The organism is Pseudomonas sp. B21-017 (assembly GCF_024749245.1).
In the GTDB taxonomy this organism is placed as follows: Bacteria; Pseudomonadota; Gammaproteobacteria; order Pseudomonadales; family Pseudomonadaceae; genus Aquipseudomonas.
The window spans coordinates 3,841,658-3,867,546 of sequence record NZ_CP087194.1 but is presented as its reverse complement, the minus strand read 5'-3'; the positions used below and the strand labels follow the sequence as shown (position 1 = coordinate 3,867,546).

At 59.5% G+C, this 25,889-nt stretch carries 23 protein-coding genes; 13 read left to right on the top strand and 10 right to left on the bottom strand.

Translation table 11 applies throughout. From position 1 onward, the window contains the following. The first annotated feature begins 14 nt into the window (after window positions 1-14). On the top strand, window positions 15-503 hold the full coding sequence (gene bkdR / locus LOY28_RS17345) for a Bkd operon transcriptional regulator BkdR (RefSeq protein WP_018929722.1): 489 nt from the start codon (window positions 15-17) through the stop codon (window positions 501-503). Between the two features lie 32 nt (window positions 504-535). On the opposite strand, the gene LOY28_RS17340 is transcribed toward bkdR, so the two are convergent. The 4 genes from LOY28_RS17340 to LOY28_RS17325 all read right to left on the bottom strand — a co-directional run bounded on the left by LOY28_RS17340 (window position 536) and on the right by LOY28_RS17325 (window position 5,844). Beyond that, window positions 536-2,179: a hypothetical protein gene (locus LOY28_RS17340; RefSeq protein WP_018929721.1), complete on the bottom strand. Its 1,644-nt coding sequence runs from the start codon at window positions 2,177-2,179 to the stop codon at window positions 536-538. Beyond that, on the bottom strand, window positions 2,166-3,266 hold the full coding sequence (locus tag LOY28_RS17335) for a caspase family protein (protein WP_018929720.1): 1,101 nt from the start codon (window positions 3,264-3,266) through the stop codon (window positions 2,166-2,168). Before LOY28_RS17335 ends, LOY28_RS17340 begins: the two co-directional genes overlap by 14 nt. A gap of 12 nt (window positions 3,267-3,278) precedes the next feature. Beyond that, window positions 3,279-4,820: a DUF1749 domain-containing protein gene (locus LOY28_RS17330; RefSeq protein WP_018929719.1), complete on the bottom strand. Its 1,542-nt coding sequence runs from the start codon at window positions 4,818-4,820 to the stop codon at window positions 3,279-3,281. 160 nt (window positions 4,821-4,980) lie between these two features. Next, window positions 4,981-5,844, bottom strand: a complete 864-nt coding sequence (locus LOY28_RS17325; RefSeq protein WP_018929718.1) for an MBL fold metallo-hydrolase — start codon at window positions 5,842-5,844, stop codon at window positions 4,981-4,983. Between the two features lie 163 nt (window positions 5,845-6,007). Here LOY28_RS17325 and LOY28_RS17320 point away from each other — a divergent pair, with 163 nt between their 5' ends. From LOY28_RS17320 to nahK, 4 genes are all read left to right on the top strand, one after another. Continuing rightward, entirely contained in the window at window positions 6,008-6,814 is an 807-nt protein-coding gene (locus tag LOY28_RS17320) for a sulfite exporter TauE/SafE family protein (RefSeq protein WP_018929717.1), read from the top strand. Between the two features lie 208 nt (window positions 6,815-7,022). Then, entirely contained in the window at window positions 7,023-8,207 is a 1,185-nt protein-coding gene (locus tag LOY28_RS17315; RefSeq protein ID WP_018929716.1) for a porin, read from the top strand. A 264-nt stretch (window positions 8,208-8,471) separates the two neighbouring features. Beyond that, on the top strand, window positions 8,472-9,635 hold the full coding sequence (gene nosP / locus LOY28_RS17310; protein ID WP_258612244.1) for a nitric oxide-sensing protein NosP: 1,164 nt from the start codon (window positions 8,472-8,474) through the stop codon (window positions 9,633-9,635). Next, on the top strand, window positions 9,565-12,201 hold the full coding sequence (gene nahK / locus LOY28_RS17305; protein ID WP_372240827.1) for a hybrid sensor histidine kinase/response regulator NahK/ErcS': 2,637 nt from the start codon (window positions 9,565-9,567) through the stop codon (window positions 12,199-12,201). The genes nosP and nahK overlap by 71 nt, the downstream gene beginning before the upstream one ends. A 144-nt stretch (window positions 12,202-12,345) precedes the next feature. On the opposite strand, the gene LOY28_RS17300 is transcribed toward nahK, so the two are convergent. The 6 genes from LOY28_RS17300 to LOY28_RS17275 all read right to left on the bottom strand — a co-directional run bounded on the left by LOY28_RS17300 (window position 12,346) and on the right by LOY28_RS17275 (window position 17,457). After that, complete coding sequence (locus LOY28_RS17300; RefSeq protein WP_111453489.1) at window positions 12,346-13,011, bottom strand: response regulator transcription factor; 666 nt, start codon at window positions 13,009-13,011, stop codon at window positions 12,346-12,348. A gap of 57 nt (window positions 13,012-13,068) precedes the next feature. Next, window positions 13,069-13,626, bottom strand: coding sequence for a PQQ-dependent catabolism-associated CXXCW motif protein (locus LOY28_RS17295; RefSeq protein WP_018929712.1), 558 nt, complete (start codon window positions 13,624-13,626; stop codon window positions 13,069-13,071). A 125-nt stretch (window positions 13,627-13,751) separates the two neighbouring features. Continuing rightward, window positions 13,752-14,543 (bottom strand): ABC transporter permease, encoded by a 792-nt coding sequence (locus LOY28_RS17290; RefSeq protein ID WP_064618314.1) that lies wholly within the window; start codon window positions 14,541-14,543, stop codon window positions 13,752-13,754. Next, complete coding sequence (locus tag LOY28_RS17285; RefSeq protein ID WP_258612243.1) at window positions 14,540-15,283, bottom strand: ABC transporter ATP-binding protein; 744 nt, start codon at window positions 15,281-15,283, stop codon at window positions 14,540-14,542. Before LOY28_RS17285 ends, LOY28_RS17290 begins: the two co-directional genes overlap by 4 nt. Next, window positions 15,280-16,239 carry a YVTN family beta-propeller repeat protein gene (locus tag LOY28_RS17280; RefSeq protein ID WP_018929709.1) on the bottom strand — a complete coding sequence of 320 codons (960 nt, stop codon included), beginning with the start codon at window positions 16,237-16,239 and terminating at the stop codon, window positions 15,280-15,282. The genes LOY28_RS17285 and LOY28_RS17280 overlap by 4 nt, the downstream gene beginning before the upstream one ends. Before the next feature lie 33 nt (window positions 16,240-16,272). Beyond that, window positions 16,273-17,457: an ABC transporter substrate-binding protein gene (locus LOY28_RS17275; RefSeq protein WP_111453490.1), complete on the bottom strand. Its 1,185-nt coding sequence runs from the start codon at window positions 17,455-17,457 to the stop codon at window positions 16,273-16,275. Window positions 17,458-17,708: 251 nt separating this feature from the next. On the opposite strand from LOY28_RS17275, the gene pedF reads away from it, so the two are divergent. The 8 genes from pedF to pqqB all read left to right on the top strand — a co-directional run bounded on the left by pedF (window position 17,709) and on the right by pqqB (window position 25,884). Further along, a complete protein-coding gene (pedF, locus tag LOY28_RS17270) occupies window positions 17,709-18,170 on the top strand; it encodes a cytochrome c-550 PedF (protein ID WP_007937645.1) in 462 nt (153 codons plus the stop codon). 3 nt (window positions 18,171-18,173) lie between these two features. Further along, window positions 18,174-19,052 (top strand): ABC transporter substrate-binding protein, encoded by an 879-nt coding sequence (locus LOY28_RS17265; protein WP_111453491.1) that lies wholly within the window; start codon window positions 18,174-18,176, stop codon window positions 19,050-19,052. Then, window positions 19,049-19,798: a quinoprotein dehydrogenase-associated SoxYZ-like carrier gene (locus LOY28_RS17260; protein WP_086946233.1), complete on the top strand. Its 750-nt coding sequence runs from the start codon at window positions 19,049-19,051 to the stop codon at window positions 19,796-19,798. The genes LOY28_RS17265 and LOY28_RS17260 overlap by 4 nt, the downstream gene beginning before the upstream one ends. Window positions 19,799-19,813: 15 nt before the next feature. After that, a complete protein-coding gene (locus LOY28_RS17255) occupies window positions 19,814-20,752 on the top strand; it encodes a quinoprotein relay system zinc metallohydrolase 1 (RefSeq protein WP_258612242.1) in 939 nt (312 codons plus the stop codon). Window positions 20,753-20,935: 183 nt separating this feature from the next. Further along, window positions 20,936-22,711 (top strand): PQQ-dependent methanol/ethanol family dehydrogenase, encoded by a 1,776-nt coding sequence (locus LOY28_RS17250; RefSeq protein WP_018929703.1) that lies wholly within the window; start codon window positions 20,936-20,938, stop codon window positions 22,709-22,711. Between the two features lie 302 nt (window positions 22,712-23,013). Continuing rightward, window positions 23,014-24,534, top strand: a complete 1,521-nt coding sequence (locus LOY28_RS17245) for an aldehyde dehydrogenase family protein (RefSeq protein WP_019648895.1) — start codon at window positions 23,014-23,016, stop codon at window positions 24,532-24,534. Between the two features lie 310 nt (window positions 24,535-24,844). Beyond that, window positions 24,845-24,916, top strand: coding sequence for a pyrroloquinoline quinone precursor peptide PqqA (gene pqqA / locus LOY28_RS17240; protein WP_081499480.1), 72 nt, complete (start codon window positions 24,845-24,847; stop codon window positions 24,914-24,916). Between the two features lie 53 nt (window positions 24,917-24,969). After that, window positions 24,970-25,884 (top strand): pyrroloquinoline quinone biosynthesis protein PqqB, encoded by a 915-nt coding sequence (gene pqqB, locus LOY28_RS17235; protein ID WP_258612241.1) that lies wholly within the window; start codon window positions 24,970-24,972, stop codon window positions 25,882-25,884. Window positions 25,885-25,889 lie beyond the last annotated feature (5 nt).

Below are 25,889 nucleotides of genomic sequence, written 5' to 3'. Positions count from 1 at the left end.
GGTGTTTTTGTCTCATGCGCAAACTGGACCGTACCGACATCGGCATTCTCAACAGCCTTCAGGAGAACGCGCGCATCACCAACGCCGACCTCGCGCGCTCGGTGAACCTGTCGCCCACGCCGTGCTTCAATCGGGTCAAGGCGATGGAAGAATTAGGGCTGATTCGCGAGCAGGTGACGTTGCTGGATGCCGACTTGCTGGGGCTGCATGTGAATGTGTTCATTCACGTCAGCCTGGAGAAGCAGGTGGAAGAGGCGCTGCAGCATTTCGAAGAGGCGATTTCGGATCGCCCGGAAGTGATGGAGTGCTATTTGATGGCCGGTGACCCGGACTATTTGATCCGTGTGTTGGTGCCGACCATCCAGTCGCTGGAGCGCTTCATGATGGACTTTCTGACCAAGGTGCCGGGAGTGGCGAACATTCGTTCGAGCTTTGCGCTCAAGCAAGTGCGCTACAAGACGGCGTTGCCGTTGCCGGCAAATGGCCTGACGTTGGCAGGATAATTGCCGGTGCAAGGCATCTCTGCCTGGCGCCGTTAACCGATTCGCTTCAGTTCTGCTTCGAACACTTCGAGCAGCCTGGGCAGTTCTTTGTAGCCCTGCTTGAATAGGCTCATGAGAATCCTCACTACACTGCTTGCAATATCTTGGGCAGGGACTTCAAAGCTGCGCACGATATCTTCGGCCACTTCGTTGCTACCTCTTCGTTTGGCGAAGTATTGGGTCTGGGCCGAGCAGAGCGTCATCAACAAAGCCTGATCCAGCGGATCCTGAAGAGCCGGGTCTTTCTCGGCTTGATCCAGCCACCGCTGAATCCATTCAATTAATTGTTCATCTTGCAAAATGGCTTTGACCAAAGGGACGGCATTGCCAGCCACTGCTGATGGAAGCTCTGGAATCCGATCTGAGCTATCTATCCATTTCACCAGGTTTTGCACGCCTATCGCGAACGCGGGACTCAACAGTGAGAAAAGACGTTGGCGCATGCTATTTATCGCGGCTTCGGTCGGGGTATAGAGCTTTTTTCCCGACCACACAAACCATGTTGATGTCGGTTCAACGATGTACGGGAAATCCATGACTTCACTGATGATCGTTGAGTGCCGATAGGCCTGTAGCAAAAGATCCCAACTACGGTGAAGTATGGGCGGGGCGGTAAGGGAATGGTCGGTCGCCGACGGTTCTTGACGCAATTGCGCCAGTGCGATTTGCAAGGCAATCACATCGGGGAAATCAGTCCCCAACGATGCGATCAGCCCATCGACAATTTTCTGCAATTGATTGAGGCTTTCTGGGTATTCGGAGTGCGCCGACAGTAGCAACAGGTGAGCGCCAATCAGGTGTAACATAGGATCTTGATAGTTGCCGTTGACTAGGTCGTCTATCAGAGCTTGGCTTTTGACTGATCGTCCTCTGGCCAATGCTTTTCGCGCGACTTCAAGCAGGGTCAGTTCTTTTGTATGCAATGCTTTCTGGTGCGTTGCATACGTAATACTGGCGTGATTGAAGTCCAGTGCCAGCATGGCTCCCTTACTATCCCGGACAACCCGAAAGTAGACTTGCGGTGCCCATTTTTCGAGGACGTGCAGGGGGAGGCATCGTTCTGTCTGTTCTGCAGGCTGAACCAGAAGATATGTCCCGACCGGTACATCGATGTTCACCAGAAACACCCCCGTAGTCCCTGGCAATGAGTTCACCGTAGAAAAATCACATTCCACTTCGCCTTTGAAGGCCCGTAACCGAAACTGCTTCAAAATCTCTGGTATAGGTTGTTCTTGAGGGCTGGCACGCTCTTGGTTTTCAGGTTGTGGGTCCCATAAAAAAACTTGGATGGGCGGCGGTTGTCCTTCCACAAAGGGTGAAGGTTCGCGCATCAGCGCTTCTTTTTCCGGCATCGAGGCTTCTGGTCCCTGAAGCGGTAGAGCGGAATCGAACGTCAACGTGTTCAGTTCGAAATCAGCCGTCGTATCGGGTGATACTTCTATGATTTGAGACTGCTCAAGATCGCCTACGCGCTGCCTGACTTTATAAAAACCTGGTTCGACCGACGCGGTGAGTGTGCCGAGCCCCAATTCGACTTCTTCGAATCGACTATTAATAAGTCCGATCTCATCAAAGCCGTTTTTTGTATGTATATGGATATCGACCAAGCGGTCAGGCTTATCGTCAGAGGTTGACATCTCGTTCTCCTGTCACTTCAAACGGTGCTGAAGTGTATGCGCCAGTCGATGCTTGAATTTTGTAGAAGCCAGGGTTCAATCTAAGGGCGAATCGAAGTGCATCTACGGATAAGGAAACGATGGGGCTCCCCATCGGGTTTTCGACGTTGATCGTATCCTGCGTAAATACGCATCGAGCTACCGGTGAGTTGAGGCTGCCGAGGTAAAAGGTGAGCACGGTACCAGGCAGCGGAGGTGCGCTCAGTACAAAATTTTGTACCAGTCCTTTATTGCCAGCTTTAAAAAATACATCTTCGCCTTCCGGAAGAACAAAGCGTGGAGTATCAGCGGGAATGCCAGCACATATGTCCGCCCAAATATTGGTGACATAATTTTTCAAAGAAGTGCTGGAAAGACGGTTACCCTCGTCAGGTGTTGCGTCCGTCAGCGCTTTGAGCAAGGCATGAGTCAGCAGGCTGTAGGTTTTGTTGTCCCGCTCTGGAATCTTGCGTTCTTGCGCCTTACCACCTTTGGCCGAACCATAAATGGCCAGTATTCGAACATTGGCGGCGAGTTCAGCAACATATTGATTCTTGCCTGGACTGGCATATTTGAGCGCCGTTTCTGAGTCACGACAGCAATCCATGATCAGGACAATTTCATCGAATAGCGCCAAATCCCTGGCTTCCCAGGCAAAGGCTGTTCCGTGAATGTTCAAGGGGCGCGATCGACTGGCACCTGCTACAAAAAGCGCAGCTCCGGTAGTCATATCGTTTCTTTCTGAAAAACCGTGCCCGGAAAAGTATAGGTAGAGTCGTGCGCCTTCACGTCGAATGTACGAATCGTTTTCGTCGATGGTCAGCTTGTCATAGTGGTTGAGAAATTGTTCGGCGGTCGGGGCCCAGGATCTGACGTCATTTTTGGGTTGTTGATCCAGTGCTGGAGAAATCAGGAGTTTAATGTTTGCTTCTGGAACGGCACCCCCGTCTTTGTCCATGAGCCATTGACGGAACAGTTCAACATCGTTCGAGGGACCTTCCAGCGTTTGGAAGTCCGGAGATGAATAATTGGAAATACCCAGCAGAATCGCATGATCCACGTCAGCCATGGTAATAGGTCCTTACAGAGTAACCAGATTCTGGATGCTGCGAAGCGTATCCGGGTCTTGATCATCGAAATCACCGTGATGGCTGGCATTGCTGTTCAAGCCGGGACCTCGAGATGAAGGTGACCAGGCGATACGGGAAGGATCCGCGGCGAGAAATGCCGCAACGATCTTGACGGCTGGGTCCGTGCCGAATACAGCCGTATGATTCAGAAAACGCTCCATCCCCACCAGTGGCATATCGACAACGCTTTGCCATCCTCCGGTTGCGGGTACCTGCCCCTCAAGAAGGCCCGAAACAAAGTAAAGCAAACTGCGGTTGTAGATGATGCTGAGCATTTGGTCTGCAGACTCTCGCTTATCGGTCATTGCAAACATACGGAACGATTTCAACAGAGAGTTTTGGTGTGTGGTCACTGTGCGGGCAAAACGGTCGTAGGTCACGGCAGGTGCGAGGAACACTACGTTGATCTTCGTTTTCAAACCTGCCACGGCCACTGCATCCAGAAAATTACAGACGTAGATTGCACCGGTGCTATGGCCCACTAGAGTAATTTTCGAGAAAGTTTTACCGCCATCTTCTAGCTGTTTAAGGTATTTGACGACTGTAGCAGCGCAGCAATTGGGCAATGTGCCGAAGCTGTCCACTGTGTCTTTTTTCATTTGATTCCAAATGCCTGCCCCCAAGAGGTTCCCATACGCGGCACGCAAGATCTCCTCCACAACCGTGCAATATGGGCCATGGTCGCGTCCATCGTGGTAACGCTTGACAACTGCAATGACTAATTTTGCAACGAAGCGTGCGACGGCGATCCAGCTCAACAGACCTTTGGTCTGGGTGCCCGGCAGCCTGGGCCCAAACAGTTCGTTCTGAGCGGACTCACTGAGCAGTAAAATATCGGCTTTTTTTCGGGTTCCAGCGGACTTAGTAGCAAACTCCGTGGGCAAAAGGGTCGCGTTATAGGCTTCTGCCAAGGCTTTTCTGAAGCCAGGATCGTCATTGAGGCCTATCTCGATATCGTAGGCCAATTGATCTACAGATAGATTTGACAGCCCTTTGGTTTTGATTTGGCTGGATTGAATGTCTGCCTCTGATACGGGCGGGGTGTCCCGGTGCTGGCCAAACCAGTTATCAAACTCGCTGCGCAATTGGTAAACATTGATAATCTTGTCGCCAGCCCCTTTAAGAGCGATGTTTGACGTAGAACCAGACTTTTTAATGACCCATTCGGTGACTTTCTTCACTAGCTCTTTAAACGCCGGATCCTGGGCGAGTTCGGCGCGGTTGTTGATTAGCGTTTCCTTCAGTCCCGACTCCCAAACGAAGAATACGGGGTAAGTTTTAGCATGGATGTACTCAGGGACCAGTTTGGTCGCGACATCCAAAGCACTGGTTTTTTCGACCAGTCCACCGTGGAACTGCAGTAACAATCCGTTTTCGCTGTCGCTATTGTGTGCAAGATCCAGAATTCTGGCCACATCTCCAACTTTGCTATCGGTATTAGTGTTGAACAGCCCATTTTGACTATGCCAGACGTGGTCGCCGATCATGCTCATTTTTGGATCCCTCCAGAGTAGTCAAATGAGCATAGTTCGACTCGATAAGGTGTGTTTGTAAGTTTAAAAAAATAGTAGCAAATGGCCCGCAAAGACAGTTTCCCTAGCTACTTCGTACATTTGACAAAAAATTGAGAGCGCACCGGAAAAAAACGTCGCTTCAAAGCTGATTGATTGGAATTTTCAGATAGGTAACCCCATTATCTTCCGCCGGCGGCAAATTCCCCGCCCGCACATTCACCTGAATCGCCGGCAGCAACAGCGTCGGCATGCACAAACCGGCGTCACGCTGGGTGCGCATCGCGACGAAGGAGGCTTCGTCGACGCCGTCGTGAATATGAATGTTGCTTTTGCGCTGCTCGCCAACCGTACTCTGGCATTGCGGGGCGCGGTCCTCGGGCGGGTAATCGTGGCAGACGAAGAGGCGCACGCTGGCGGGGAAGGCCAGCAGTTTGCGGATCGAGGCGAACATCTGGTTGGCGTTGCCGCCGGGGAAGTCGCAACGTGCGGTGCCGACATCCGGCATGAACAACGTGTCGCCCACCATAATCACGTCGCCGTCGATCAGGTAAGCCATGTCCGCCGGGGTATGTCCGGGCACATGCAGGGCTGTGGCCTTGAGGTTGCCGATGCGGAATGACTCGTCCGGCGCGAACAGGTGATCGAACTGCGAACCGTCGACCCTGAATCCCGGTTCAAGATTGAACAGCGTCTTGAACACCCCCTGAACCTTGCTGATCGACTCACCAATCGCAATCTTGCCCCCCAGTTCCCGGCGCAGATAAGGCGCGGCGGACAGGTGGTCGGCGTGGGCATGGGTTTCCAGCAGCCATTGCACCTGCAACTGGTGTTGGCGAACGAAGGCGATGATCTTGTCGGCTTGGACGGTCGAGGTACGTCCGGCGGCGGCGTTGTAATCGAGCACCGGGTCGACAATCGCGCATTGCCCGCCATCGTGCTCGTAGATCACATAGCTGTAGGTCTTGGATGCGGGGTCGAGGAAGGCTTCAATCAAGGCGGGCATGGTGGTTGTTTCTGTTTGGACAAGCCCTGAGGGTAGTTTCATTTTCCCTGCGTTGACCAGCCCCGCATCAATTCAATTAATGAAAAAAACTGTGCGGGCTCTATCCTGTCACTCAATCGATACCGGGCGTCCCCGGCCTTTTTTCGCGGATCATGAGTGTTCTATGTTGTTGGCAAGTTTTTTTGGCCTGGTCATGGGCCTGGTGCTCGGCTTGACCGGAGCCGGTGGAGGTATTCTTGCTGTGCCGGCCCTGGTGCTCGGGCTGGGTCTGACCATGACCCAGGCGGCGCCCGTCGCGTTGTTCGCGGTGGGCAGTGCGGCGGCGATCGGTGCGATCGACGGGTTGCGCCATGGCCTGGTGCGCTATCGCGCGGCGCTGTTGATTGCTTTGCTCGGCGCGGTGTTTTCGCCGGTGGGCATCTATTTCGCCCATCAGTTGCCGGAAAAGATCCTGAAAATCCTGTTCAGTCTGCTGATGGTCATGGTGGCCTGGCGGATGCTGCGCCCGGAAAAGCTCGACGCCGGCCCGAGCGATCACGGCCACGCCAACTGGGGCCAGAAAAACTGCATGCTCGATCAACAGACCGGGCGTTTTTCCTGGACCGCCAAATGCACCGCGACCCTTGCCGCGCTCGGCGCGGTCACTGGCGTGGTCTCGGGGTTGCTCGGGGTCGGTGGCGGTTTTCTGATAGTGCCTGCGTTCAAGCAACTGACCGATGTGCAGATGCGCGGGATCGTCGCCACGTCGTTGATGGTGATCAGCCTGATCTCGATCATCGGGGTGATTGGCGCGTTTCACGCCGGGGTGCGGATCGATGGTTTGGGCATGTCGTTCATTGTCGCCAGCATCGTCGGGATGATCCTCGGCCGAAAACTCTGCGCGCGGGTGCCGGCCCGAGGGTTGCAGATCGGCTTTGCCAGCGTCTGCGTGATGGTAGCCGTTTACATGCTGTTTAGAGCGCTCGCCTAGCGCGCACCGGTTCCTGTGGACGCCTGTGTGGCCCGCAGGCTTACACCCTAAGTTCCGGGCCTGGCCGACGGGCGGTCTTACACCGAATTTGCCGCGCGCTACCGGCCACTCCAAAGCACCTGACAACCGCCCCCAAGGCAGCGTATGACGCCGCCTGTCCGCTTTCGATAATCGCCTCCGACATCAAGTCCCCGTAGCGGAGCGCGTCATGCACAACAATAAGAACTTCAAGCATCGTTTCTTGCCGGCTTTCATCGTTAGTCTGTCATCCCTGGGCCTGAGCTCGATGGCCCAGGCCGAGATCATGCTGTACGACAAGGACCAGACTACATTCTCCACCGATGGCTACATCAACGCCTTCTACGTCAACAGCAACGTGGACCGGGCCGGCGATCAGTACGACCGGCGCCAGGCGCGGGTGAAGATGGGTTTTTTACCTAACTATCTGGGTTTCAACATGGGCAAGCAGGTCGATGACCTCAAGCTCGGCGCCCGCGCATCGTTCTGGGTGACCATCAACGACAGCGAAACCAACGGTACCGACACCGCCATCGACGTGCGGCAGTTCTACGGCACAGTGGCCAACCCGGAGTGGGGCGAGGTGCTGATCGGCAAGGATTTCGGCCTGTTTGCCCGCTCCAACATCCTGCTCGACGAACTGCTGGCCGGTTATGGGCAGGTCAGCGATACGTTGGGCCTGGTGGACGGCGGCGGGGTGTCGTTCGGCAATATAGGCAGCGGCTATCCGTACCCGTTCCCGACGTCGCAGATTACCTATCGCACCCCAATGATGGACGGCTTGCGGGTCGCGGTGGGGATCATGGACCCGGTCGACACCAACGACAGCAGCGCAACCGGCAAGGCCTACCAGAAGAACCCGCGTACCGAGAGCGAGATCACCTATCAGTTCGACGTTGGCGGAGCGAAGATTTACAGCTGGCTCAACGGCAGCTACCAGACCTCGGACAACACCGACTCCAACGTCGAGTCCGTCACCTCCAAAGGTGTCGGTTACGGTGTGCAGGCGAAGATGGGCGGGCTGTCGCTGACCGGCTCCGGTTTCCAGGCCAAAGGCATTAACCCGTTCTTCACCAACAATGCCGGTGAACCGACCCTGCGTAATGTCGACAGCAACGGTTACCTGTTGCAGGGCTCCTACAAACTGGGCAAGAACCGCCTGGCCTTGTCTTACGGCAAGACCAAGGACGACGGTAACGGCGTGGTCGGCAGCGGCGCCGATTATGAGACTCGCGGCGTTGCGCTGTTCCATGACGTCAACGACAACCTCAAGCTGGTCGCCGAGTACAACCAGTTCGAAATCAACGGCCACGACACCAGCGCCCAGAATGAGAACACCGATACGTTTGCGGTGGGGGCGGTGTTGACCTGGTAGGGGCTGACTAACCACTCCTTGTGGCGAGGGAGCTTGCTCCCGTTGGGTCGCGCAGCGGCCCCGATCCTGGTCGCGCATCGGCCAGTATTCGGGGGACTGCTTCGCAGTCCAGCGGGAGCAAGCTCCCTCGCCACAATTGCGCTAGTCACCCACTGATCAGGCCACCATTCTCATCCCATCGAACCACCCACCCACTACCCAAGTAGCATTCGTCGCCGCCCGCAGGCTTCGTACACTCGAGCCTCATACAGGCGAGGGGCGACGATGCAGCAGGTTCAGAGTGACGGTGTGGTCAGTGCCATGTCCCAGGCCATCGATGCCCAGCAAGCGGCGCAGGATCTGGCGCGACAACTCTTGCACCCGCATTTGGGCTTCGTGCTGTTCTTCTGTTCCGCCGAGTACGACTTGCAGGCGCTGGGGCAGGCGTTGCAGCAGAGTTTCGGCGGCATTCGCCTAGTGGGCTGCACCAGTGCCGGCGAAATCACCCCCCAAGGTTATGGCCGCAGCTGCGTGACCGCGGTGGGCTTCGATCATCGGCACTTTTCCATCTCTACCGAACTGATCGATGAGATGGAGCATTTCAGTCTGATCGATGCCCAGCAAATGGTCGAGCGCCTGGTCAGCGGTTGTCGCAGCAATACCCTGGCGCCGATCAAGGGCAACAGCTTTGCCCTGACCCTGCTCGATGGTTTGTCCAGTCGTGAAGAAATGGTGCTCGCTGCCTTGAGCGCGGCTTTGGGCGATATTCCGCATTTCGGCGGTTCGGCCGGCGACGACAATTACCTGACCCACACCCATGTGTATTTCGGCGGCGAGTTTCACAGCGGCGCGGCGGTGGTGGTGCTGGTCAATACCTGGCTGGACTTCGAAGTCTTCACCACCCACCACATCCTGCCCAGGGCCGAAAAGCTGGTGGTCACCGCTGCCGACAGCACTTCGCGCCGGGTATTCGAGCTCAACGCCGAACCGGCCGCCGAGGAGTACGGCCGGCATATCGGCGTGGCGGTGGCCGACCTCGATTACCGGACCTTTGCCGCACACCCGTTGGCGGTGCGGATCAACGATCAGTATTACGTGCGGGCGATCCAGCAGGTTCATCCAGACCTGAGCCTGAGTTTCTACTGTGCGGTGGAAAACGGCATCGTCCTCACCGTCATGAAACCCGGCCCCATGCTGCCGAATCTGCAAGGCCTGTTCGAGGGCTTGCGCGAGCGTCTCGGGGACTTGTTGCTGACCATCGGCTGTGACTGTTTTCTCCGGCGCCTGGAACTGGAAGACGCCGGCAGTCTCGAGCAGATCGGCGCGTTTTTGCGGGACCAGCAGGTGATGGGTTTCAACACCTACGGAGAACAGTTCAATGGCATGCACATCAACCAGACCTTCACCGGGGTTGCCATTGCCCGAGGACGCGCCCCTGGACAGCGCTGACCTTCAGGCGCAAATCGCCAGCCTGCGGCACGAAAACCAAAAATTGCAGCGCATCAATGACGCGTTGATCGAACGCATCGAGTCCGGTATCACCCGGGGCAACGACCCGTATGCGGCGTTCCAGCATTCGGTGGTGCTGGCCGAACAGGTGCGTGAGCGCACCGACGCCCTGAACCAGGCCATGGCCGAACTCAAGGCCGGCAACCATTTGCTCAGCGAAGCGCGGCTACGGGCCGAAACCGCTCATCAACACTTGATCGACGCCATCGAAAGCATCTCTGACGCCTTTGTGCTGTTCGATGCCGAGCAGCGGATCGTGCTGTTCAACAGCCGTTTCAAGGCGTTTTGGGGTAACAGCCGGGTACGGATCAACGCGGGCATGCGCCTGAGTGAGGTCAAACGGTTGATGACTTCTACCGGGTTGTTCAGTGAAGAACCCCGGTCGCCTGTCGACGAAAGCCTGCTCTATCGCCTGCACAATGGCCGTTGGCTGCAAGTCAGCGAGCGGCCGACCCAGGAAGGCGGGCGGGTGATCCTGTTCACCGACATTACTGACGTCAAACTCAGCGAAACCCTGCGCCGCGAGCAGGCCGTGGCGCAGAAGTCGCACCTGTTGCAACGGGCGGTCGACAACCTGTCCCAAGGGGTGGCGATGGTCAACGCCGAGGGCATTCTGGAACTGTGGAACCGGCGTTTCCTGGAACTCAGCGGCCTGGCCCCGGTGGCGGCTCATCGGCCGTTCGCCGAAGTGATCGCCGACAGCGAGCTGAACCTGCTGACCCCGGCCAGTCGCGATGCCAACGGCCGGTACGTGCAGGAATGCGAGCAGCGCCTCTACGATGGCCGGGTCCTGGAAATCCGCACCCATCCGTTGCCCACCGGCGGCTTCGTCAACACCTTTACTGACATCACCGAACGCTATCAGCACGCCGAAGCCCTCAGCGAAAGCGAGCGCTGGATTCGCCTGATCACCGACCATGTGCCGGCGCTGATCGCCTACCTGAATGCCGATCTGGTCTATGAATTCACCAACAAAGTCTATGAAGAATGGTACTGCTGGCCCCGGGGCGTAATGCTCGGGCAGAGCCTGCGCGAAGTGCACAGCGAGCAGCACTATCAGCGCCTCGAGGCCTATGTGGCCCGGGCCCTGGCCGGCGAAAGCGTGACGTTCGAGTTTGCCGAAACCAATATCAACAATCAGGAGCGCTACATGCTGCGCTCCTACGTACCCAATCGCCTGGCCAGCGGGGAAGTGGTCGGGATTTTCGTACTGATCCGCGACATCACCGAGCGCCGCCGCACCGCCGAGGCGTTGCATCAGGCCTATCAGAACCTTGAGTTGCGGGTACGCGAACGCACCACCGAACTGACCACCCTCAATGACCAGCTATTGCGCGAAATCGACGAGCGCCGCCGCGTGGAATCACGCTTGCGCGAGGCCAAGCTCGAGGCCGAGCAGGCCAACCTGTCGAAGACCAAATTTCTCGCTGCCGTCAGCCATGACCTGCTGCAACCGCTCAACGCCGCGCGGCTGTTTACCAGCGCGTTGCTGGAGCGCCGGGAACCGGTGGCCAACGAAAATCTGGTGCGCAATGTCAGCAATTCCCTGGAAGACGTGGAAAACCTGTTGGGCACACTGGTGGACATTTCCAAACTGGATGCCGGGGTGATCAAGGCCGACATTGCGCCGTTCGCTCTCAGCGAATTGCTGGAAAACCTGGCCGCCGAATACACCCAAGTGGCCCGTAGTGAAGGGCTCGAGCTGCATTTCATCCCGTGTTCGGCGCTGGTGCGCAGTGACATTCAATTGCTCGCGCGGATCCTGCGCAACCTGCTGAGCAACGCAATCCGCTATACCTACAGCGGGCGGGTGGTACTCGGTTGCCGGCGCCATCACCAGCGGCTGACCATCGAAGTCTGGGACAGCGGCATGGGCATTGCCGAGAACCGTCTGGAGGAGATTTTTCAGGAGTTCAAACGCGGTGACGTACAGCGCCCCGATCAAGATCGCGGCTTGGGGCTGGGCCTGGCGATCGTCGAGAAAATCGCGCGTATTCTTGGCCACCGGATTCACGTGCGTTCATGGCCGGGCAAGGGCTCGATGTTTTCCGTCGAAGTGCCTTTGAGCGCCACGGCGCCGAAGGCATTGCCGAGTTTGTTGATGAGTGAACCGATGCTCGAGCGCCTGCGCGGTGCACGGGTGTGGGTGCTGGACAACGACGCGGCAATTTGTGCCGGGATGCGCACCTTGCTCGAAGGTTGGGGCTGCCGGGTGGTCACGGCACTCTCGGAGGAGGACCTGGCGCGGCAAGTGGATAATTATCACGCCGAAGCCGACCTGTTGATCGCCGACTATCACCTGGATGACGAGCAGAACGGTGTCGACGCGGTGGCCCGCATCAACGCCCGTCGCGCTTCGGCGATCCCGGCGATGATGATCACCGCCAACTACAGCAATGAGCTCAAACAACAGATCCGCGAACTGGGCCACACCCTGATGCACAAACCGGTGCGGCCGATGAAGCTCAAGACGGCGATGAGTCATTTGCTCGGCCCATCCAGATAACACCGAACCTGTGGCGAGGGAGCTTGCTCCCGCTGGGGCGCGAAGCGGCCCTTTACAAACCACCGAGTCGCCTGGATTGACGACTGCTTCGCAGCCGAGCGGGAGCAAGCTCCCTCGCCACAGGTCAGCTTTCAAACCGGGCAGTTACCGCCGTAAATACGACCCGAAATCAATATCCCCGGCACTCAATATCGCCTGCACCCGGTTGTGCACATTGAGTTTGCGCAAGATCGCCGAGACGTGGGCCTTGACCGTGGTTTCGGCGATTTCCAGGGTGTAGGCGATCTGTTTGTTCGACTCGCCCTTGGTCATGCGTTCAAGCACCAGCAGCTGTTTGCGGGTCAGCGCCTGGAGCAGCTCCGGCGGGAAGCTCGGGGTCTCGCTCATGCGCCGGCTGGCACCGCTCTTTTGCGTGCGGATGATGTCCGGCGGCAGGTACACATTGCCATTGAGAATCTGCTGGATGGCTTCGGTCATCTGCGCCCGTGGCGAGGACTTGGTGATGAACCCCACCGCGCCATAGGTGATGGCTTGCAGCACGATCTGCTTGTCCTGTTCGGCCGAGACGATCACCACCGGAATGGTCGGCGCCTCGTTGCGCAGGTTGATCAGGCCATTGAGGCCGTGCATGCCGGGCATGTTCAGGTCGAGCAGGATCAGGTCCAGGTCGTCGTGTTCCTGGGTCAGGGCCAGGGCGCTGTCGAGGTCGGCGGTTTCCATGACCTCGCTGCCGGGGAAACCGTCGCTGATGACGTTATGAATGGCTTCACGAAACAGCGGGTGATCGTCGGCAATCAGAATTTTGTACATGGCCTTTCACCTCATTATTTTTTTTCAGGGTGTGGCAACAACACGCAAATGCTCAAGTCAGGGAAAAGGCTCGGGCTTCGCCTGTGTCACGGGCAGATTCGCCGCTTGCCAGGCATCCAGTCCGTCGCGGTACCAATACAGTGTTTTATAGCCCATGGAAGCAGCGCGTTTTACCGCGTTCCAGCTCAACCAGCAATCGGAGCGGCAGTAAAAGACCAACGGTTGCGTGTGATCGCCAGCGGTCAATGTGTTCAGGTTACGCGCAAAATAGTCTTGCCAGTCGGGCGTCAGATCGCCGTCACCGGTATTGGCCAGCCAATGGCTGCCGGGCAGGTTTTCGTGGGGCTGATCGTCGATAAAGCGGCCTTGCAGCCATTGTCGGCGGTAGACGTCGATCAGCACCGGTGGGGGTGTCTGCTTGAGCAGGTCTTGCAGGGCGGGCGTGTCGATGATGCTCGCGCCCTGGAGCTGAGTCGGAGTCGGGCTGCGGTACAGGCCGATGCGATAACCGTCGGCGGAGAACAGCGCTGTTTCGGCCTGTGCGGTGCCCAGCAACAGGCTCAGCGACAGCGCAGCGAGAGAAGGGCGCAACAGAACACGTCGGGCACGCGGCATAGGGGTCAGTCCTTATAGTTATGAACCCATTACATGCCAGTAGCGATGCGTTGTGAATGCGACGATAGACAGGTAAACCAGTACCAAAGTAGTAATTTTGTCCTGTTTTTTATCGTTCAGAGTAGTCAGCCGGATTTACGCAAGGCCGCATGTTGCGGGTTGAAGGTGAGCACGGCGAGCAGGGCGAACACCAGCGTCAGCCCCGCGCACACCGCCAGCGCCAAGAGGTTGAAGCGTTCGTACAGCGCGAAGCGCACCAGCTCCACCGCATGGGTGAACGGGTTCAAGGCGCACAGCCAATACAGCCACTCGCTGGAATCGCGCATTTTCCACAGCGGATATAGCGCCGACGACAGGAAAAACAGCGGGAAGATCACGAAATTCATCACCCCGGCAAAGTTCTCCAGTTGGCGAATCGCATTGGACAGCAACAGGCCCAGCGCACTGAGCATCAACGCCACCAGCAGCAACGCCGGCAACGCCAGCAACAGGCCCATGGCCGGCGGTTGCACGCCGTACAGCCAGGCAATCGCGAGGAAGGCGTACACCTGCAACAACGAAATCAGCGACGTCGCCAGTAATTTACTGCACAGCAGAAAGGTCCGGGGCAGGGGGCTGGTCAGCAGCACGCGCATGCTGCCCATCTCCCGGTCATACACCATCGACAACGAACCTTGCATGCCGTTGAACAGCAGGATCATGCAGGCAAGGCCGGGGATGATGTAAACCTCATAGGGAATGTAGGTGTCGTAGGGCTCGATGATGGCGATGCCCAGTGCCGCGCGGAATCCAGCGGCGAACACCAGCAGCCACAACAACGGCCGCACCAGCGCACTGAGAAACCGCGTGCGCTGCAACACGAAGCGCAGCCATTCGCGCAGCACGATACCGCTGAAACATTGCCAGTAAGCGTTCATCTGCTGACTGCTCCTGAAGGGGCCGAGGTGGTCAGGCGAGCGAAGGCCGAATCGAGGTCGCCGCCATGTTCCAGGCTCAGCGCATCAGCTTGTCCGCTGGCGACCAAACGGCCTTGATGCAGGATCAGCAAGTCGTCGCTGGGCTGCACTTCATCCAGCAAATGAGTGGTCCAGAGCACGCTGATGGTTTGCTCGCGGCACAGGCTGCGGATGTGCTGGTTGAGCACCAGGCGACTGGCCGGGTCGAGGCCGACACTCGCCTCGTCAAGCAACAACAGGCGTGGTTCGTGCAGCAACGCGCGGGCGATTTCCACCCGCCGGCGGTGGCCGCCATTGAGTTCGCGTACTCGCTCGCGACGGCGCTCGGTCAGGGCCTGACGCGCCAGCTCCGCGTCGACCCGCAGCCCGGTCTGGCGTCGGGACAGACCATGCAGCGCGGCGTGATAACGCAGGTTCTGCTCGACGCTGAGGTCCAGATCCAGCGTGCTTTGCTGAAACACCACCCCTAATTGCTTGAGCGCCGGGCGTGCCGCGTCGCGCAACGAGCAGCCGCCGACCCGGATATCACCGCGTTGCAGATCATAGAGGCGGGTGAGCAGGGCGATCAGGGTTGATTTGCCCGCGCCATTGGGCCCAAGCAGCGCCGCAAAACGCCCCGGTGCCAGGCTGAAACTCACCTGGCGCAAGGCCTCGCGTGGGCCGTAGGCGAAACTCAGGTCGCTGACCTCAAGGGCGTTCATGGCGTCACCACCACGCCCCAGGGATAGCGCCCGACCTTCACCGATTTGCTGACTTTGAGGGTGTCGACATCGATCACCGACACATCGCCACTGACGCCATTGGTGGCCAGCAATTGCCGTTGATCCGGGGTAAACGCCATCTGCCAGACCCGTCGCCCCACCAGCAGGTAATCAACAATCTCGAAGGTCTTGGCGTCGATCACCGCCACATGGTTGGCCGGGCCGAGGGCGACGAAGCCGTACTTGCCGTCGGCGCTGAGCTTGATGCCGACAGGCTGGACTTTGTCCGGGTGCACGCCTTTGATCTGAAAGCTCAGGGTCTTGAGGATCTTGCGGCTGGCGACGTCGAGAATCGTCACCGTGCCACCGATTTCCGCCGAGGCCCAAAGCTGCGAGCCATCGGGATTGAACTCGACGAAACGTGGCCGCTGATCCACCAGCGTATTGTCGGCCAGTGTCTGGGTGCCGGTGTCGATCCAGTGCAGCATGTTGGTGGTTTCGCTGGTGTTCACCGCCCATTTGCCATCGGGGCTGACCGCCATGCCTTCGGGCTCGACGCCGACGTTGATCTGCCCTAGCACCTTGGAGGTTTCGGTGTCGATCACCGTCACCAGCGCATCGTCCTCGTTGGAGACATACAACCAGCGATTGTTGGGGTGCAGGGCGAATTGTTCGGGGTCTTTGCCCGAGGGCAGTTCCTTGATGATCTTGCGCGTGGCGACGTCCATCACCTGGACCCGGTCCGAATCGCTGGCGCAGATGTACAGCAGCTTGTTGTCGTGGGACAGCAACAGGCCGCGCGGGCGCTGGCCGACGGGCAGGGTGTCGGTGACTTGCAGGGTCTGCATGTCGATCAGGCTCAGGCTGTTGTCCTTTTCGTTGGAGACCCAGGCGGTGCTGGCCGCCGCATGCCCGGCGGCGAGCAGTAGAGCGCATGAAAGCAGGGTGCGGCGCATGGCAGATTCCTTATTGTTGTGGTGGTAGAGCTTTCAGGGAAAGCGGCAGCTGACCTCGGCTTTGTCGTAACCCAGGCTGTCCATTTCGTTGAAGGGGTGCAGGAAACCGTCTTGCGGCGAGGTGCTGACCAGCGCCCGGGGTTGCACGATGGGAATCGGTTGGCGCAACTGACCGTTCCATGGCCGATAACTGAGCTTGCGACCCTTGAAGCCGTCCAGCGGCAATTGCTCGCTGATTTCAAGGGTACGAATCGCCATGGCATCGGCCTGACGCAGTTTGCCCACCGCGCTGGCAATGCTGCGCACCGCCATCCATGCGGCGAAATCCCGGTCGTTCATCCAGCGCCCGGCCAGGGCTTCGAAGCGTTTTTGCAACTGCGCGGCACCGTAGGTTTCCACGGTCTTGTGCCAGCCCACCGGGGTCAGGCCCTGGGTGCCGGCGACCGGGCGTGGGTACCAGGTCTGGTAGGGCACGTACTCGCCGAAGTCACCGCGTTCATCGGCCACCAGCACCACGTCGTACTCGGCGGTTTGGGTGAACAGCGGCATGTCGGCCTGGGCGCTGCGCCGTTGATCGTTATCGAAGCTCCAGGCTTTCTCCGCCACCAGTTGCAGGCCGAAGCGTTTTGCCGCCCGGCGCAGGGCGGCGGCGTAGGCTTGATCGTCGGCGGTGGGGCCGACGATCAGCAGCGCCCGTTGCCATTTGCGCAGCACCAGAAACTGCGCCAACGCATCGGCCAGCATCGCCCGGCTCGGCAGGCTGTGCAGCACGTTCGGCAGGCAATCGGTAGTGCGCAGGCTGTCATCGGGGCTGCCGGCATTGAACAGCAGGCTGTCGGGGAGCATGGCGCTGAGTCGGCGCAGGTTTTCCGCCGGTGCATTCACCACAAACAGCCGCAGGCCTTGTTCGTGTTGGGCTTTGGCGGCTTCGAGCAAGGCGTCGGGGTTGTCGACATTGGCGCTGACCAACTCGTAGCGCTGGTTGAGAAAGTGCCCGGTGCTGTTGCTGTCGATGATTGCCAGTTCAGCGCCCCGCAGGCCGGCATCGGTCGGTTCAGGAATAACGTTCGACAGCAATGGCCCAGGATCGGGGCGATACCCCAGGTAGCCGATCCGCACCTGCAACGGAGCATCCGCCGCCTGACTCTGGGTCGCCAACCCGGCGGCGCAGGCAATCGCCAGCAGGTAGATCAAGGCATAAGGGGCGAGCTGGCGCATAAGGCACTCCATCACAGGTAGCGCCAGCATAGGAACCCCGGTCGGTCGGGGAAATATGCAGAAAGTACCGATGAGCCAGTACCAAGGTAGTAACGGCGCCAGAACGCCCCCGGACTGTTCGCCGCAAGCCCTACTACCAAGGGAGTAGGCCGCGACCACCAAAGCAGCATGGGGTTGGCGCGAAGCCGTTCCTAAGATGGGTGCCATAGCCTCTTCAGAGAGGTCTTGCGTGCAATCTTGAGGGCATAACAATGACAACAAAACGCAACGCCTTGCTCGTTGCCGGACTGCTGGCCGGCTTCATCAGCGCAGGTTCCGTCTGGGCTCACGGCAACGTGGTACCCCAGGCCGTCGAAACCAAGGGACTGACCCCGATCAAGGATGCCGGCGTGCAGGTTAATGCCGATGGTTGGGCGGCGGTGAACCCGTACCGCTCCTCCCCGGAACACGATAAAGCGTTGGAGATCGGCTCTTCGGCCTACAACCAGAACTGCGCGGCCTGTCATGGCCTCGAAGCCAAATCCGGCGGCATTGCCCCTGACTTGCGCATGCTCGATGTCGGCGAGGCTGGTGATGAGTGGTTCGTCGAACGGGTGCGTAATGGTGCCGTGCGTGATGGCCGGGTGTACATGCCGAAGATGGCCGACTACTTGAGCCAGGAAGCCTTGTGGGCGGTACGCACCTACCTGGACAGCGTGCACGTCGAGGAGTGACCCATGCGCCTGCTCGCGGTGTTGATCAGCGCTGTGTGGTTGTGCTGCCAGGCAGCGCAGGCACAGGTTCGAACCTATGACGAAATGATCGCCGCCGCCGAGCTGAAAGTCGCGGTCTACAAGGACTTCGCGCCCTACAGTTTCGAAGACGCCGGCCAGCCTCGCGGAGTCGATGTCGAACTCGCCCAGGCCTTGGCCAAGGCCATGGGGGTACGCCTGAAACTGATCTGGGCGCCCGCCGGGGAGAAGCTCGACGACGACCTGCGCGATTACATCTGGCGGGCCAGTCAGCTGCACAATCAGCAACTGGCCGACCTGATGATGCGCGTCCCCTACGACCGCGATTACTCACAGAAACGCAATGAGCTGGGCGAACTGGAGAACGGCCATGTGGTGATGTTCGGGCCGTACCAGACCGAACAATGGCAGGTGGCGTATGACCGTCGTCGACTGGACTCGGTGGCCAGCGTCGCGGTGTTCCAGCAGCACCCGATTGGCGTCGAAGTCGACAGCGTGCCCTCGTTTTACCTGACCTCGGTGTTCAACGGCATGCTTGCCGCCAAGACCCACCATTACCCCGGTGTGCCCCAGGCGTTTGCCGCGATGAAGGCCGGTGAAGTCGACGCGGTGATGGCGATGCGCGGCGAGATCGACTGGCAGGTGCATCAGGCCGCCGATCCGCAAGTGGCGCTGGCGGAAAACGCCTACCCGAACATGGGCAAGCAACGCTGGGAGATCGGCATGGCGGTGCATGAAAGCAACCGGCAACTGGCCTATGCCGTGGAAGAGGCGTTGGAAACGTTGATTCGCGAGGGCACGCTCAAAAGCATTTATGCCCATTACGGCCTGCGCTATGACGTGCCCGAGATGTATCAACAATGAATTGGCGCGCGCGTTGGCTGTTGGCCTGCTGGTTGCCCTTGGCCGCGCAGGCGGTTGAGGTCGATCCGGTGCCGTCGGTGATGTGGGCGTTCTATCACAAGCAGATGCTTGGCGACGCACCGTTCGTGTTCGACGAGCGGGTCAAGCTGCTGGCACCGCCGTTCGCCGAAGACGCCCGGCAAGTGCCGTTGGAAATCGACGCTCGGGCGTTCAAGGGCGAAGTGGTGCGAATCCTTGCCTGGGCCGAACTCAACCCGCTGCCGAAAATCGTCGACTTCGAGCCTTTGACCGGTGTGCTGCCCTGGCTGTCGATCCGCATCCGCGTCGAACAGGCCACGCCATTGCGCGCGGCGGTGTTGACCCGCGACGGGCTGTGGCATGTCGGTTCGACCCTGATCGACGCGGCCGGCGGCGGTTGCACGGCGCCGAGCGTGGTGCGCACCCAGCCGGGCTGGGAAGAACACATCGGTGAAGTGCTCGGCGGTCGTTATCCCCGTGGTGAGTTCAGTCGCGTGCGTTTGCAAGTGGCGCATCCGATGGACAACGGCATGGTCAGCGGCATCCCGGAATTTTTCCTCAACCAGGCCGAGCTGCGGGACTCAGACGACCGGGTACTGGCGCGTCTGGAGCTGTTCCCGGCGGTCAGCGAAAACCCCAACCTGGCTTTCGACATCGAAGGTGCGGGGCAGACGCGCCTGATACTGCGCGACAACAGCGGCAATCAATTCGATGCGGCCATACCCTGACCCAAGGAGCGTGTGATGCGCTGGATGCTGTTGTTGTTCATCTGTGTGAGCCTGCCGACCCTGGCCGATCCCGATTACGCACTCAAGCCCCGACAGATTGCCGAAGACACCTGGCTGCTTGAGGGCAGCACCGATAACTTCGCCAAGAACAACGGCGGCAACATCGTCAACACCGCATTCATCGTCACCGGGCAAGGGGTGGTGGTGATCGACACCGGGCCATCGAAGCGCTACGGCGAGGCCCTGCGCAAAGCGATTGCCACAACCACCGATAAACCGGTGATCCAGGTGTTGCTGACCCATCACCATCCCGACCATGTGCTGGGCAATCAGGCCTTCGTCGACGTGCCGATTGGTGCACTGGCCGGCACCACCGAGCTGTTGCATCAACAGGGTGATGCGATGGCCGAGAACATGTATCGACTGGTGGGTGACTGGATGCGCGGCACCGAAGTGGTGTTGCCGACGCAGGTATTGATGCCTGGCGTGCAAAGTTTTGGGAACCACGATTTGCGGCTGCTGAGTCTGGGTGGGCACACCGGCGCGGATCTGGCTATTCTCGACCAGAAAACCGGCGTGCTGTTTGCCGGGGATCTGGTGTTTTATCAACGGGCCCTGACCACGCCGAACAGCCCGGGGTTGTCGGTGTGGCTGGCGGATCTCGCCACGCTTCAGGGGCTGCCGTGGACGCTGATCGTCCCCGGTCATGGCCCCGTGGCAACGGACAGCAAACCGTTCGAGCAAATGCGCGATTACCTCTCCTGGCTCGATCAACTCATGCGCGAGGGTGCGGCGAACGGCAGCGACATGGCCGAGATGATCCGCAGCCCCATTCCTGAACGTTTCGCCGGGATCAACCTGAGCCGTTATGAGCTGATCCGCAGCGTCAGCCATTTGTACCCGCGCTATGAGCGAGCGCAGATGACGCGGGTGGATTCCGGCAAGGATCAGTAGTCCATCTCAGATACGACGCATCCTTTGTGGTGAGCCTTCGTTGATTGGCATCATCCGACCCGCTACCAAGGAACTAGAAATCTCCGCATTGCGGGCAATTGTTGCAAGGGCGGCGGCGCCCAAGAATCTGCACCAGACCGGGAAAATTTCCCGGGTATAACAAAAACCGCAGAGGTAGCCGTCATGACCCAACCCGCACGTCGCCAACCCTTCGTCTTGAGCGTGCTGCTCAGTGCCATGCTGTTGTCCGGCCAGGCAATGGCCGCAGTCTCCGATCAAGACATCCTCCAGGATCCGAAGAATCCGGAACAGGTCGTCACCAATGGCCTGGGCGTCCAGGGTCAGCGCTACAGCCCGCTGGACACCCTCAATGTCGACAACGTGAAAGACTTGCGCCCGGTCTGGGCCTTTTCGTTCGGCGGTGAAAAACAGCGCGGTCAGCAAGCGCAGCCGATGATCAAGGACGGCGTGATGTACATGACCGGTTCCTACTCACGGGTGTTCGCCGTGGATGCGCGCACCGGCCGCAAGCTCTGGCAATACGACGCGCGCCTGCCGGATGACATCCGTCCGTGCTGTGACGTGATCAACCGTGGCGTGGCGCTGTATGGCGACCTGGTGATCTTCGGCACTCTCGACGCCAAGCTCGTGGCCCTGAATAAAGACACCGGCAAAGTGGTATGGAGCAAGAAAGTCGCCGACCACAAGGAAGGCTACTCCATCAGCGCCGCGCCACTGGTGATCAACGGCAAACTGATCACTGGCGTGGCGGGTGGCGAGTTCGGGGTGGTGGGCAAGATCGAAGCCTACGACCCGAAAAACGGTGATCTACTGTGGACCCGGCCAACGGTCGAAGGCCACATGGGTTACGTCTACAAAGACGGCAAGGCCGTAGAGAACGGCATCTCCGGCGGCGAAGCGGGCAAGACCTGGCCGGGCGATTTGTGGAAAACCGGCGGCGCGGCGCCGTGGCTGGGCGGCTACTACGACCCGGAAACCAATCTGCTGCTGTTCGGCACCGGCAACCCGGCACCCTGGAACTCGCACCTGCGCCCTGGCGACAACCTTTACTCGTCCTCGCGCCTGGCGCTGAACCCGGACGACGGCACGATCAAATGGCACTTCCAGAGCACCCCTCACGACGGCTGGGACTATGACGGCGTGAACGAACTGGTGTCGTTCAACTACAACGAAGGCGGCAAGGAAATCAAAGCCGCGGCCACCGCGGACCGTAACGGTTTCTTCTATGTGCTGGATCGCACCAACGGCAAATTCATCCGCGGCTTCCCGTTCGTGGACAAGATCACCTGGGCCAGTGGCCTGGATAAAAACGGTCGGCCGATCTACAACGAAGACAGCCGTCCGGGTGCACCGGGCTCCGAGGCCAAAGGCAGTTCGGTGTTTGTAGCGCCGGCGTTCCTGGGGGCGAAAAACTGGATGCCGATGGCCTACAACCGCGACACCGGCCTGTTCTATGTGCCGTCCAACGAGTGGGGCATGGACATCTGGAACGAAGGCATCGCCTATAAAAAAGGCGCGGCGTTCCTCGGCGCCGGTTTCACCATCAAGCCATTGAATGAAGACTACATCGGCGTGCTGCGCGCCATCGACCCGAAAACCGGCAAGGAAGTCTGGCGCCACAAGAACTTCGCGCCGTTGTGGGGCGGGGTGCTGACCACCAAGGGCAACCTGGTGTTCACCGGTACGCCGGAAGGTTTCCTACAAGCGTTCAACGCCAAGACCGGCGAGAAAGTCTGGGAATTCCAGACCGGCTCCGGCGTGCTCGGCTCGCCCATCACCTGGGAAATGGATGGCGAACAATACGTTTCGGTGCTCTCCGGCTGGGGCGGCGCGGTACCGCTGTGGGGCGGCGAAGTGGCCAAGCGCATCAAGGACTTCAACCAGGGCGGCATGCTGTGGACCTTCAAGCTGCCGAAGGACCTGGTTGCCAAGCACTAACCCTGGCAACCACAACCTGAGTGGCGATGAATGACCTGTGGCGAGGGAGCTTGCTCCCGCTGGGCTGCGAAGCCGCCCCCAACGTTCCCGGCCCCAACCGAGTCGTTTGGATTTACGACTGCTTCGCAGCCGAACGGGAGCAAGCTCCCTCGCCACAAAAGCCCGCTGACACAGCGGCGCCTTCTACTACCAAATAACGAGAGTCCCCCTGCCAACGGCGCATTCGTCTGACAGGCGGGGCTCTCTACTATCGGTTCATCGCCTGTTGGCCTGACAGGCATCGACCCAGACAGAGGCCCATCATGATCTACGCACAACCCGGAACACCTGGCGCCATCGTTTCCTTCAAACCGCGCTACGGCAATTTCATCGGCGGCGAGTTCGTCGCCCCGGTCAATGGCGAGTACTTCACCAATACCTCACCGGTCACCGGTGAAGTGATCGCCGAATTCCCGCGCTCCAGCGCCGCCGACATCGAAAAGGCTCTCGACGCCGCCCATGCCGCCGCTGATGCCTGGGGCAAAACCTCGGCGCAGGACCGCTCGCTGGTGCTGCTGAAAATCGCTGACCGCATCGAACAGAACCTGGAAATCCTCGCCGTCACCGAAACCTGGGACAACGGCAAGGCCGTGCGCGAAACCCTCAACGCTGACGTGCCGCTGGCCGCCGACCACTTCCGTTACTTCGCCGGTTGCATCCGCGCTCAAGAGGGCGGTGCCGCTGAAATCAACGAACTGACTACCGCCTATCATTTCCACGAACCACTGGGCGTGGTCGGGCAGATCATTCCGTGGAACTTCCCGCTGCTGATGGCCGCGTGGAAACTCGCCCCGGCGCTGGCGGCCGGCAACTGCATCGTGCTCAAACCCGCCGAGCAAACACCGCTGTCGATCATGGTGTTCGCCGAGCTGATCGCCGATTTGCTGCCGGCCGGCGTGCTGAACATCGTCCAGGGCTTCGGTCGCGAAGCCGGTGAAGCGCTGGCCACCAGCAAGCGCATCGCCAAGATCGCCTTCACCGGTTCCACCCCGGTGGGCGCGCACATCATGCATTGCGCAGCCGAGAACATCATTCCAAGCACCGTTGAGCTGGGCGGCAAGTCGCCGAACATCTTCTTCGAAGACATCATGAACGCCGAGCCACAGTTCATCGAAAAAGCTGCCGAAGGCCTGGTGCTGGCGTTCTTCAACCAGGGCGAAGTCTGCACTTGTCCGTCGCGGGCACTGGTGCAGGAATCGATCTACGAGCCGTTCATGGCCGAGGTGATGAAGAAGATCGTCAAGATCAAGCGTGGCAACCCGCTGGACACCGAGACCATGGTCGGCGCCCAGGCGTCCGAGCAGCAATACGACAAGATCCTCTCGTACCTGAAAATCGCCCAGGAGGAGGGCGCCGAGCTGCTCACTGGCGGCGCGGCCGAGCGGCTGGAAGGCGACTTGTCCAGCGGCTATTACATCCAGCCGACGCTGCTCAAGGGCCACAACAAAATGCGCGTGTTCCAGGAAGAAATCTTCGGCCCGGTGGTGGGTGTCACCACCTTCAAGGACGAAGCCGAAGCCCTGGCGATCGCCAACGACAGCGAATTCGGCCTCGGCGCCGGCCTGTGGACCCGCGACATCAACCGCGCCTACCGCATGGGCCGGGCGATCAAGGCCGGGCGCGTCTGGACCAACTGCTACCACCTGTACCCGGCCCACGCCGCGTTCGGTGGCTACAAGAAGTCCGGTGTCGGCCGTGAGAACCACAAGATGATGCTCGACCATTACCAACAGACCAAAAACCTGCTGGTGAGCTACGACATCAATCCGCTGGGGTTCTTCTAACTCATAAGCACACCACAGACCCTTTGGGAGCGAGCCTTTGTGGCGAGGGGGCTTGCCTGTGGCGAGGGAGCTTGCTCCCGTTCGGCTGCGAAGCAGTCGCGAAGCTTTTGGGGCCGCTTCGCGACCCAACGGGAGCAAGCTCCCTCGCCACTCAAACCCGCTCCCACAGGATTTTGTGTGGTGCTTAAGATCTGCGCGCCCCCCTACCAACGCACGCCGCCACCTCCTTCGAAAGTAGCATTCGGGCAGTCGGCGCCCCGTGCATTAATGGCTCCACCGGAATCGTCCGGCACAAGAAGAGGAATGACCCATGTGGCATAAACCCGCGTTTACCGATCTGCGCATTGGCTTCGAAGTGACGATGTATTTCGCCAACCGTTGATTGATCGCCCGGTCAGCCGTCGCGTTGGCCGGGCCTGCTTTCTGGAGCCTGCCATGCACATCCGCGTTCTCGGTTCCGCCGCCGGCGGCGGTTTTCCGCAATGGAACTGCAACTGCCGCCAGTGCGCGGCGATGCGTCACGGCAACCTGCGTGCGCAACGCCGTACGCAGTCGTCCATTGCCCTGAGCGACGACGGTGTGGAATGGATACTCTGCAATGCTTCACCAGACATCCGCGCCCAACTCGAAAGCTTCCCGACGCTGCAACCGGCCCGCCGCGTGCGTGACACGGCGATTGCCGGCGTGGTCCTGCTGGACAGTCAGATCGACCATTGCACCGGCCTGTTGAGCCTGCGCGAAGGCTGCCCGCATTCGGTCTGGTGCACCGAGCGGGTGTATGAAGACCTGAGCAGCGGCTTCCCGTTGTTCACCATGCTCAAACACTGGAACGGTGGTTTGCAGTGGCAACCGATCGAACTGGACCGTGAGCCGTTCAGCATCGCAGCCTGCCAACACCTGCAATTTCGCGCCATTCCATTGGTCAGCAACGCACCGCCGTATTCCCCCAACCGTGGCAACCCGCAGCCGGGGGACACCATCGGCCTGTTCATCGAAGACCTGCGCAACGGAGCATCGGTGTTCTATGCGCCGGGTCTGGGGCAGGTCGATGCCGAGGTATTGAGCTGGATGCAGCGCGCCGATTGCCTGCTGCTGGACGGCACGCTGTGGCGCGACGATGAAATGCGCGTATGTGAAGTCGGCCAGAGCCTGGGCCGCGAAATGGGCCACCTGCCACAAAGCGGTCCCGGCGGGATGCTCGAAGTGCTGGAGGGCTTCAATCGCCAGCGCAAGGTGCTGATCCACATCAACAACACCAACCCGATCCTCGACGAAGACTCGGCCGAGCGGGCGTTGCTGGAACGGCGGGGGATTGAAGTGGCTTATGACGGCATGAGTATTGAGCTGTAGCGGAT